General features: G+C 43.1%; 8 protein-coding genes and 1 pseudogene. 6 read left to right on the top strand and 3 right to left on the bottom strand.

The features are described from left to right. The 3 genes from B4H32_RS06255 to B4H32_RS06265 all read left to right on the top strand — a co-directional run. Positions 1-194 (top strand): hypothetical protein (locus B4H32_RS06255; RefSeq protein ID WP_286800914.1); only part of this gene is annotated, 194 nt, incomplete at its 5' end. A gap of 6 nt (positions 195-200) precedes the next feature. Further along, positions 201-3,308, top strand: coding sequence for a multidrug efflux RND transporter permease subunit (locus B4H32_RS06260; protein ID WP_286800915.1), 3,108 nt, complete (start codon positions 201-203; stop codon positions 3,306-3,308). 155 nt (positions 3,309-3,463) lie between these two features. After that, positions 3,464-4,054 (top strand): DUF4112 domain-containing protein, encoded by a 591-nt coding sequence (locus tag B4H32_RS06265; protein ID WP_004682752.1) that lies wholly within the window; start codon positions 3,464-3,466, stop codon positions 4,052-4,054. A gap of 59 nt (positions 4,055-4,113) precedes the next feature. On the opposite strand, the gene htpX is transcribed toward B4H32_RS06265, so the two are convergent. Together htpX and B4H32_RS06275 are read right to left on the bottom strand one after the other, a co-directional pair. Then, on the bottom strand, positions 4,114-5,019 hold the full coding sequence (gene htpX, locus B4H32_RS06270) for a protease HtpX (protein WP_004682751.1): 906 nt from the start codon (positions 5,017-5,019) through the stop codon (positions 4,114-4,116). Between the two features lie 215 nt (positions 5,020-5,234). Further along, entirely contained in the window at positions 5,235-6,116 is an 882-nt protein-coding gene (locus B4H32_RS06275; RefSeq protein WP_004682750.1) for a lytic transglycosylase domain-containing protein, read from the bottom strand. 496 nt (positions 6,117-6,612) lie between these two features. Here B4H32_RS06275 and ttcA point away from each other — a divergent pair, with 496 nt between their 5' ends. Together ttcA and B4H32_RS06285 are read left to right on the top strand one after the other, a co-directional pair. After that, positions 6,613-7,518 carry a tRNA 2-thiocytidine(32) synthetase TtcA gene (gene ttcA / locus B4H32_RS06280; RefSeq protein ID WP_004676692.1) on the top strand — a complete coding sequence of 302 codons (906 nt, stop codon included), beginning with the start codon at positions 6,613-6,615 and terminating at the stop codon, positions 7,516-7,518. Between the two features lie 289 nt (positions 7,519-7,807). Then, on the top strand, positions 7,808-8,191 hold the full coding sequence (locus B4H32_RS06285) for an SCP2 sterol-binding domain-containing protein (RefSeq protein ID WP_004682749.1): 384 nt from the start codon (positions 7,808-7,810) through the stop codon (positions 8,189-8,191). Positions 8,192-8,248: 57 nt separating this feature from the next. Here the strand turns inward: B4H32_RS06285 and B4H32_RS06290 are convergent, their stop codons facing one another. Then, positions 8,249-9,358, bottom strand: a complete 1,110-nt coding sequence (locus B4H32_RS06290; RefSeq protein ID WP_004757584.1) for a transglycosylase SLT domain-containing protein — start codon at positions 9,356-9,358, stop codon at positions 8,249-8,251. Between the two features lie 371 nt (positions 9,359-9,729). Here B4H32_RS06290 and B4H32_RS06295 point away from each other — a divergent pair. Beyond that, positions 9,730-9,978 (top strand): annotated as a pseudogene (locus tag B4H32_RS06295) (transcription elongation factor GreB); the annotation flags it as partial.

Below are 9,978 nucleotides of genomic sequence, written 5' to 3' on the forward strand. Positions count from 1 at the left end.
TTCTAATGGGAATGAACATTAAAATTATTTCCCTTAAGTCTCCAAAATCCATTATTTCTCCGCAATTTCCTTTTTTTTGCAATGATATGTTAATAGAGATGGTGTTTGCTGGAAAGCTCGGTAACGATCATAGGCTGAAAGTCACCATATTTGTTTATGTTTTTGAAAAATTGACTGTTTCAACCATGGAATGAACAGCCGTGCTATCTAAGTTTTTTATTGAGCGACCCATTTTTGCAGGTGTACTTGCCATTATCGTCATGGCTTTAGGGATACTCGCGATTCTCAACTTACCTGTGGAACGTTATCCTGATATTGCACCTCCCAAAATTACCGTCTCAACAAACTATAGTGGCGCAGATGCCAAAACTGTTGAGCAGAGCGTCACTCAGGTGTTGGAACAGCAAATCCAGGGGCTTGACCATTTACTGTATTTTAGTTCAACCAGTGATGCCTCAGGCCGTAGCCGTATTACCATCAGTTTTGAAAATGGCACCAATCCAGATACCGCACAGGTTCAGGTACAAAATAAAATCAGTGGTGTGATTCGACGTTTACCCGATGCCGTACAGCGTCAGGGTGTCAATGTCAGCAAATCACTTGGCGATACTTTCATGGTGGTGGGGTTATATGACAGTACAGGAAAATCAACCAACATCACCTTATCTGATTATCTTTCAACCCATGTACTGGATAATTTAAATCGTATTGATGGGGTGGGTGAAACCGATGTGTTTGGTTCACAGTATGCCATGCGAATTTGGCTGGATCCCAATAAACTGATCCAGTACCACCTCATCCCCAATGACATTGTTGCAGCGATTAGCACCCAAAATACGCAGGTTGCCGCGGGTGCAATTGGTGACTTGCCTGTGGTGGATGGACAATATCTCAATGCAAAGGTGACTTCAGGTTCCCGATTAAAAACCATTCAGGACTTCGAGCAAATCGTGGTTAAATCCAATGTCTCGGGCAGCTTTGTTTTACTCAAGGATATTGCGCGTATTGAGTTGGGTGCGGAAAACTACCAGTCTTTTAACACCATCAATGGCTATCCAGCGGCAGGTTTGGGAATTTCGCTTTCTTCGGGCGCCAATGCCATCCAGACCTCTAAACTGATTCACCAGACGCTGGATGAGTTATCCAGCCAACTGCCTGCTGGCTATAAAATCGTTTATCCACGGGACAACACACCTTTTGTTCAGGAATCCATCAAGGAAGTGGTCAAGACACTGGTTGAGGCCATTGCTCTGGTGATTCTGGTGATGTTCCTGTTCCTGCAAAGCTGGCGTGCCACGCTGATTCCCAGTATTACTGTACCGATTGTGATTCTCGGTACTTTTGCTGTGCTGGAGCTGCTTGGGTTTAGTATCAATACCTTAACCTTATTTGCTTTGGTCCTTGCCATTGGCCTGTTGGTGGATGATGCCATTGTGGTGGTGGAAAACGTGGAAAGATTAATGCATGAGCAGCATCTCTCTCCCAAGCAGGCCGCCACTGAGTCGATGCAGGAAATCAGCGGGGCACTGATCGGGATTACGTTGGTGCTGACTGCGGTCTTTATTCCAATGTCTTTCTTTGCAGGTTCAATTGGCGTGATCTATCGCCAGTTCTCCATTACTCTGGTTGCTGCCATGATATTGTCACTGCTGGTGGCATTGGTATTGACGCCTGCATTGTGTGCCTTGATGCTAAAACCGAACCATCAACCTAAAAAATGGGCAGTTCACTTCAATAACGGAATTGAACGCTTAAAAACCAAATACCTGAATTTAGTCCAGACCACATTGCGCTATAAAGCCCCTGTTTTGGTGATATTTATTGCATTGATTGCGGTATTTGCCCTGTTTTATAAAGGCTTGCAAAGCAGTTTCCTGCCGAAAGAGGATCAGGGAATCTTAAGTGTGCAATTTAGGCTGGTGGATAGCGCACCGTTGTCCAAAAGTCAGGAAGTGGGTGAGTTGATTCGACAATATTTTCTCCAGAATGAACAACACAACGTCAAGCTAGTACTGATTCGTTATGGACGCAATAACTCAGGTACAGGGCAAAACTTAGGACAGGGTTTTATTGCACTGAAACATTGGGATGAACGCACGGGACAGAAAAACTCTGCCGAAGCCATTCGTAAACGGGCACTTAAATATTTTAGCCAATTTCCGAATGCCCAGATTAATGTGAGCTTACCTGCTTCGGTAAATGGTCTGGGTTCAACTGATGGACTTGATTTCTGGATTCAGGACCTGAATGGTCAGGGCGACCAATTCCTTGATCAAAGCTTTAAGCAACTACAGCTGCTCGGTCAGAAATTTTCCAGCTTTGAAAATCTGGACAAGCAGTCAACCGACAGTAAAGCCACCCTGAATGTGAAGATTGACCATAAACAGGCGTTGGCAAATGGCCTGAACCTGAATGATATCAATAGCACCTTGTCAACGGCATGGGGTGGAACCTATGTAAATGACTTTATTGATCGGGGGCGGATTAAGCAGGTGATTCTACAGGGTGATGCGCCATTCCGTTCCAAACCAGAAGATTTATATCAATGGTCAGTCCGCAACAGTCAAAACCAGATGGTACCATTCAGTTCATTCTCAAATACTGCCTGGGCAGGGAATCCAAGTATTGTGCAGCGTTATATGGGCTATAGCGCCTTGCAACTACAGGCCAATGTGGGCAGTGGCCAATCGTCTGGACAGGCCATGAAAGATATTGAGCAGTTGGTGGGCCAGCAACAGGGACTGGGATTATTGTGGACAGGACTTTCCTATCAGGAAAAGCAGTCAACCAATCAGGCCATCTGGTTATATTTAATCTCCATTGCATTTATTTTCCTATGCTTGGCCGCCCTATATGAGAGCTTGCGTATCCCAATGGCGGTGATGACTGCAATTCCCTTGGGGATTGGAGGCAGTATTATCTTTGCGCATAGTTTTGGTTTGCCGAATGATGTGTATTTCCAGATAGCCTTGCTGACCACCATTGGCCTGTCCTGTAAAAATGCGATTCTGATTGTTGAGTTTGCGGCAATGGCACAGGCACAAGGGAAAAATGCCATTCAGGCCGCATTACAGGGTGCAGGCTTGCGTTTACGCCCGATTCTGATGACATCCTTTGCTTTTGGCGTGGGGGTGATTCCCTTGGTTTTTGCTTTTGGTGCGGGTGCGGTCAGCCGTCAGGAAATCGGGATCAGTGTTTTGGGTGGAGTGGTCTTTGGAACGGTCTTGGTGCTGATCTTTATTCCATTTATGTTTGTACTGGTTGCCAATATGTTTAAACCTAAACACAAACTGGAAACCATTGAATAAGACAGTCTTTAAAATTCAGGTCTATGAGTTAAGCTCATAGACCTGAATTATTAATTGCTTCAACGATTTTATTCTGAACTGTAATAATAATTGTACCGACAAAGCTTAAAAACTACTTTATTCTCAAGCATAAACAAGGTTTTTAGGTTGAGTGAATGACTGGTCCAACACAAAAAAAATTAACCCAGCAGCAGGCGATTGCGGTGGAACGTGATCTGGCAAAATTTGCCAATACCATGGATAGTCTGGTCAGAATTCCATTTACCAAGCAGGGCTTGGGAGCCGATGCTGCGCTCAGTACCATTCCCTTTGCGGGCGATGTTGCAGGTTTTGTCCTGACGCTCTACGCCTTTAAAAAGGCAAGGGAAGTGGGTGTTCCACAATATAAACTGAAAGGTGTGGTCAGACTGGCGATTATGGATATGCTGGTGGGTTTTGTGCCGATTGTTGGTACCCTGTTTGATGTGTTTATTCGTCCGAGCCGCAAGACACTGGACATTGTGCATGAGCATATCCGTGAGGAATATCAAGTATACAATGACATCCATGTGGTGCATCCATTCCTGCATGAATCACTTGAGCAAAAGCAGAAAACCTCGGCATTTTGGCGTAATCCAATCGTCAGCTGGATTTGGTTAAGGATTCCTGATCTGCTGGGTATTGCGGTACTTATTCTATTGGTGATTGCCGTGTGGGCGGGCTTTAGCTATCTATGGCAACTGTATCAGTCTTTCAAGGCTGGTTAGATGAAGCAGGTAAAAACAAAGCCTCCATTTTGGAGGCTTTATCGTTTATCTGGTTTAGATTATTGAACATTTAATTGCTGTAACGCAGCAACACGTTGTTCAATGGTTGGGTGAGTGTGAAATAAAGCCGCCAAGCTAAAGCCTTGTTCCTTACCTTCCGCAATCGCAAAAGCTTTCATTTCTTTCGGCATCTGGTCTGGCATTTCAGATTCCGCCTGTAAACGAAGCAGGGCAGAGATCATCGCCTGTTTACCTGCCAAACGTGCACCAGCCTCATCTGCACGGTATTCACGTTGACGGGAGAACCACATCACAATGGCAGAGGCCAAAATACCGAATAGAATGTCAAGCACAATGGTAATGGCAAAATAGGCCAGGCCTGGGGCTTCACCATCTTCACGACCAAACACGTTACGGTCGATAAAGTCACCTGCAACACGTGCAAAGAACATCACGAAAGCGTTGACCACACCTTGAATCAAAGCTAGTGTCACCATGTCACCATTGGCAACGTGTCCGATTTCGTGGGCAAGTACGGCACGAAGTTCATCTTTATTCATGCGCTCAAGTAAGCCCGTGGAAACGGCAACCAGCGCATCGTTTTTATTCCAACCTGTTGCAAATGCATTGGATTGGTACGATGGGAAAATACCAACTTCAGGCATTTTAATGCCTACACGTTGCGATAATTGCGCGACTTCCTGCAATAACCATGCTTCCGCCTGATTACGAGGTGCATTTGGGTCGATTAATTCAGTCCCAGTGGTTTTTTTAGCCATCCACTTCGACATGAAAAGGGAAATAATAGAACCCACCATACCAAAGACAAAACAGATGACCATCAGGTTGCCTAGATTCAAGCCACCCGCGCCATGGTAACTACCGACACCGAAGAGTGACAGGATAATGCCAGCTACAACCAGTACCGCGAGGTTGGTTAGCAAGAACAAACCAATCCGCATCATTGAGAAAACCCTCTTATAAAGAAAAAGTGATCTGATTTATAAATTATAAATCATAATGCTAATATGCAGGGTGAACCCCAAAAATTCAAGAAAAAAATGGGGATGGATACATTTAATCAATAAAAGGATGAACTGACGCTTAAACAGAGACTTAAAAGAAAATTTTTTATAAAAAAACAGCTAAAATCATAAAATGAGAATAGATGAGTAAATTGCTAGTCACTCAAGCGGATTCGGGCAGATGCAGTGGCATTGCTGGTGGTATAGGTTCCCATTGGTGCATCGGTGAAAGTACCATCCGACAAGGTGATAATTTGACGGCTGTACTGTTTGGCCGTTGGTACGGATTCAGTACTATTGCTGATATTCGGGGAGTAATTGGTGGATTGCGCCAGCACTTGTCCGCTTGGAGTATTGCTTTTTGATTCAGAAAGCGGGGTGCCCAGACCTGATGCATAGAGATTTTGATAGCGACTGGTCACTCGTTTTACATAATCACGAGTTTCTCGGAAAGGTGGTACATCGCCATATTTATCCACATTGCCTTCACCCGCATTATAGGCGGCAATCGCAAGACGGGTGTCGCCGTTAAAACGTTTTAATAGCCAGCTTAGATATTTAACCCCACCAAAAATATTCTGCTGTGGATCGTAGGCATTACTGACATTAAAGCGACGGGCTGTTGCAGGCATGAGTTGCATCAGGCCCTGTGCCCCGACAGGTGAGCGTGCATGAATGTTAAAGCCAGATTCGGTATGCATGATGGCCTTAACCAAACCCTCTGAAACGCCATGATGCTGGGCGGCCTGCCGAATCAGTTGGTCAAATGCGTTTTTATTACGGCTGTAACTTGGCAGAACAGAAGCTTCGCTCGCGCCCCAGTTACTATAACTGTGAATGTTACTATCAGGATAATAGGTGGCTTTCACCACTTTTAAATGATTATATTCTGCTTTCTTGCGGTTGGTCAGCAGAGTGGTGCCATTGGTATCTTTAAATTGATAAATGGTCTGCCCAGCATACGAGGTCGATACTGTGCTATGAAAAAAACCAATTGACCCCAAACAAAGAGCAAAAAAATAAGTTGTTTTGTCCATCGTTATAATATTCACAAAAGATGAGCTTAAGTTCTTCACAGTAGTTTAACAAAAAAAAGCATAAAAAATACTTTGGCTACAATTTTTTTATTTTTCAGTGTCTGACAAAAATCAAGTCATTTTGTGCGAATGTTCAGCAAAAAAAATTAAAATATTTTTTTTAAAATCGAAGTATTGACTTATGTAACATGTTGATTTTATTTTAATAAAAACATTGGTTAAAAAATGATCAATCTAATCGAACGCCTTATTTTAAGATAAAAACAGTTTGTCAATAGCGTAGAAATCCACAATTTTATCCACAGGTTTTGTGGAAAACTGTGGAGAAGTTTGAAATATAAGCAATCCAGCCCATTTTTACTTATCTGGGCCAGAATTTTATCAGTATGAAACTCTAATATGACGATTCAGGGAAATTGGAAAATTCTTTAGGTGCGGATTTTTTCGGAATCAGATAAAATCTTGCGGTATTTTTGTTTATGGGTAAATCACGTCTATGTACGCGCCAGTCGAGTCCAACCAAGGATTTAATTTCAAGCCTGAACTTCCGACCAGTTCGGCATATTATCGCCTGTTGAAAAAGCTGCGTCGTCAAGTTGGACATGCGATTCGTGATTACAACATGATCGAGGATGGCGACAAGGTCATGGTCTGTGTTTCGGGCGGTAAGGACAGCTACACCTTGCTGGATATCCTGTTGCAGTTCAAGCGTATTGCACCCATCAATTTTGATATTGTTGCGGTCAACCTGGACCAGAAACAACCTGGCTTCCCAGAAGACGTTTTGCCACGTTATATGGAAGAGAACAACATTCCCTACTACATTCTTGAAAAAGACACCTATACCATCACCAAGCGTTTAACGCCTGAGGGCAAGACCTATTGTGCCGTGTGTTCACGCCTGCGCCGTGGTTCGCTGTATGGCTTTGCGCAGGAGATTGGTGCGACCAAGGTCGCGTTGGGACACCATCGTGATGACATCATGGCCACGTTCTTCCTGAACCTGTTTCATGGTGGTAGTTTGAAAGCGATGCCACCGAAATTACTGTCTTCAGATAAAAAGAATATCCTGATTCGTCCTTTGGCCTATGTTGAGGAAAAAGACATTATCAAGTATGCAGAATTGCGTAAGTTTCCCATCATTCCGTGTAACCTGTGTGGTTCACAGGAAAACTTACAGCGAGCCATCATCAATGACATGCTGCGTGAGTGGGATAGACAATATCCGAAACGCCTGCACAGCATCTTTGGCGCATTACAGAACGTTTCTCCATCACAGTTGGCTGACCGTGAGCTATTCGACTTTGAAGCGTTGGATGGGCAACGTGAGTTTGACATGAAAGATCCTGAAGAAATGAAGAAGCGTCTTGATGTGGTGAACCTCAGCTTTGCTGCGGAATAATTCCTCCATTCATAACTAAGACAAATAATGCCGCCGCAATATATGATGAATATCTGTATTGCGGTTTTTATGTTTTTATTGGAAATGGATTTGCACTCAAACAATTCAAATTTTGACCAATAAGCGATAAAGCTAGCAATAAGCATCTAAAAAATTCGGTTCGATGTACAAAAAAGCATAGCCTAAACTAAAAATTACATGCTATAACAGGGCACAAGCAAATTGCTTCATTTGATGTCGTCTGGATAGATGGCACAAGAAATTGAACAAATACATTTGAGGAAGAATCATGGCTGCATTTTTAACTGATGATTGGTTTGCAACTGTTGAAAAACTTACTGCGGAAGCAGGTGATTTAAACTTACCACCAGCACTTGCGAATTTAGCGATTAACTTGGTTGTTACAGATGCGGCTGGTAATACAGAGTTGGCTTTAGATGCGGGTAAAATCCAAAAGGGTTTATCTCCAAACGCTAAAACCACTTTGAACATGGATGCGGAAACTTTACGTAAAGTATTCCTTGAGTTTGACATGGCTGCTGCGATGCAGGCATTCATGACAGGTAAAATCAAGGTTCAAGGCGATATGTCCCAGCTTATGGCTTTACAGACGGCTAAACCAAGCCAAGAACAAAAAGACCTATTCAAGAAAGTACTTGAGCAAACTACTTAATTGTTTTCTGAACAAAAAAGCTTACCCAATGGTAAGCTTTTTTTTGCCTGTCTGGATTCAGACATCGATGCGGTTGCTGGTTTTGAGGTGTTCTAGATAGGTGCGGATACGGGTAACGTATTGAACCGCTTGCTTATATCGACCATTGCGTGCCTGATTGCGCTGTAAATAGTCATATAGGTTCACCCACTGATTTGGGTCCTTGCCTTGAGCCTTGATCCGTTTCTGAATCTGGTTCACTGCACCAGGTCCCATGTTGTATGCCACCAGTGCATACCAGTTACGGTCTGGGTAGGGTACATTGGCAAATTGATCCAGCATTAGATCATAATATTTCGCGCCACCCTGAATACTCTGTATTGGATCAGATCGGTTACTGACACCCATTGCCTGTGCTGTGCTGTTGGTCAGCATCATTAAGCCGCGGACACCCGTGGGAGACACCGAGCTAGGCTTTAGGTAAGACTCCTGATAGCCAATTGCTGCCAACAGGTGCCAATCCAGATTGTATTTTGCGGCACTTTGCTTAAAGCTCGCCTTATAAATCGGTAAGCGTTGATTCAGGTCTTTTTGAATCGTAGACCATGCTTCAGGTTTAACCACATTGCGATTATAAAAGGAAGCAAGTTGTTGGGTTGTACCAAGCTGTTTGCTTTGACAAACAAAACCACTCGCAGTTAAAGTCAGTGGATCGTCAGCTTGTTTAAACACCCAGTTAAGCTGGGGATTTAGCCCGTTCTTACTCAGGCTTGCCTGATCACCACAGCTTGCCGAGAAAGAAACCAGTTGTTTGCTCTCAATTGTGGCAAGCGCTGCTGTGGTCATGGCTAGGTTGGCCTTGCCTTGGCTAACCCATTTCAATGCAGTTGCATTGTCTGGAACCGTTTTAAAATCGAGTTTTACGTTGAGGCTTTGTGCATAGTTGCGGGCTAAATCATAGCCGAAACCATGCAGAAACTGACCGTCTTTAAAAACAGTAGTTGGGTTTTCAACTGCAACCACTGTTAAAACATTGGTTGTGACAACCGTGTTGTATTGATGTGATTTTTCTGCATTCAAGCTATTGAATGGCATAATGACGATGCCTAAAGCAAGGGCCTGAAATGGTAACTTGGAAGATAAAGAGTTAAGGCCAGGCCTAGACCCAGAACTTGAATTACTGTGCATGTTGTCTCCGCTACAGGTAATTTATGCCCTAAAAATTGAGGCAAAACTTCACCACAACTTCTAAAAGTTGATAAATTAAATCGGGGTGGGCAATTCATGAACGTCATTCAAAATGACATTGGGTTAATGGAAAAATGATGAAAATGTTTCACATCATTTACAAAGTGTATAAAAAGTAAACAAAAACCAACTTATGGGCGCATATTAAGCGTCAAAAAGGAGCTTGTCAAATTTTGATCAGTAAAAATATGATAAATACATCACAAACACATGATTTGAAAAAGAATAAAATTTATACACTTTAGTCGTGTTGAAATAAGGAATACAATGCAAAAACTTGTAAATGGATTGTTGTTGTAGCGTTTTTAAATATGAAATCGAACTTGATCACACGTACTGGACATGACTTGCTGGTTGCCGAATTAAAAAAACTGTGGCATGACGAACGTCCAGAAATTACCAAAAAGGTAAACTGGGCCGCAAGTTTGGGAGATCGTTCAGAAAATGCAGATTATCAATATAATAAACAATTACTTAGAAAAATAGACCGCCGTGTTCGCTATTTGGGTAAGCGTTTAGAGGAGTTGAAAATTGTTGACTTTGTGCCTGAGCAGGAGGGA

This window comes from Acinetobacter sp. UBA2063, from assembly GCF_002333245.1.
Lineage (GTDB): Bacteria > Pseudomonadota > Gammaproteobacteria > Pseudomonadales > Moraxellaceae > Acinetobacter > Acinetobacter parvus.

Coding starts and splice junctions, on each gene's coding strand:
- htpX (WP_004682751.1), bottom strand. CDS start 5,019: ATGATGCGGATTGGTTTGTTCTTGCTAACCAACCTCGCGGTACTGGTT.
- B4H32_RS06265 (WP_004682752.1), top strand. CDS start 3,464: ATGACTGGTCCAACACAAAAAAAATTAACCCAGCAGCAGGCGATTGCG.
- B4H32_RS06285 (WP_004682749.1), top strand. CDS start 7,808: ATGGCTGCATTTTTAACTGATGATTGGTTTGCAACTGTTGAAAAACTT.
- B4H32_RS06275 (WP_004682750.1), bottom strand. CDS start 6,116: ATGGACAAAACAACTTATTTTTTTGCTCTTTGTTTGGGGTCAATTGGT.
- ttcA (WP_004676692.1), top strand. CDS start 6,613: ATGTACGCGCCAGTCGAGTCCAACCAAGGATTTAATTTCAAGCCTGAA.
- B4H32_RS06290 (WP_004757584.1), bottom strand. CDS start 9,358: ATGCACAGTAATTCAAGTTCTGGGTCTAGGCCTGGCCTTAACTCTTTA.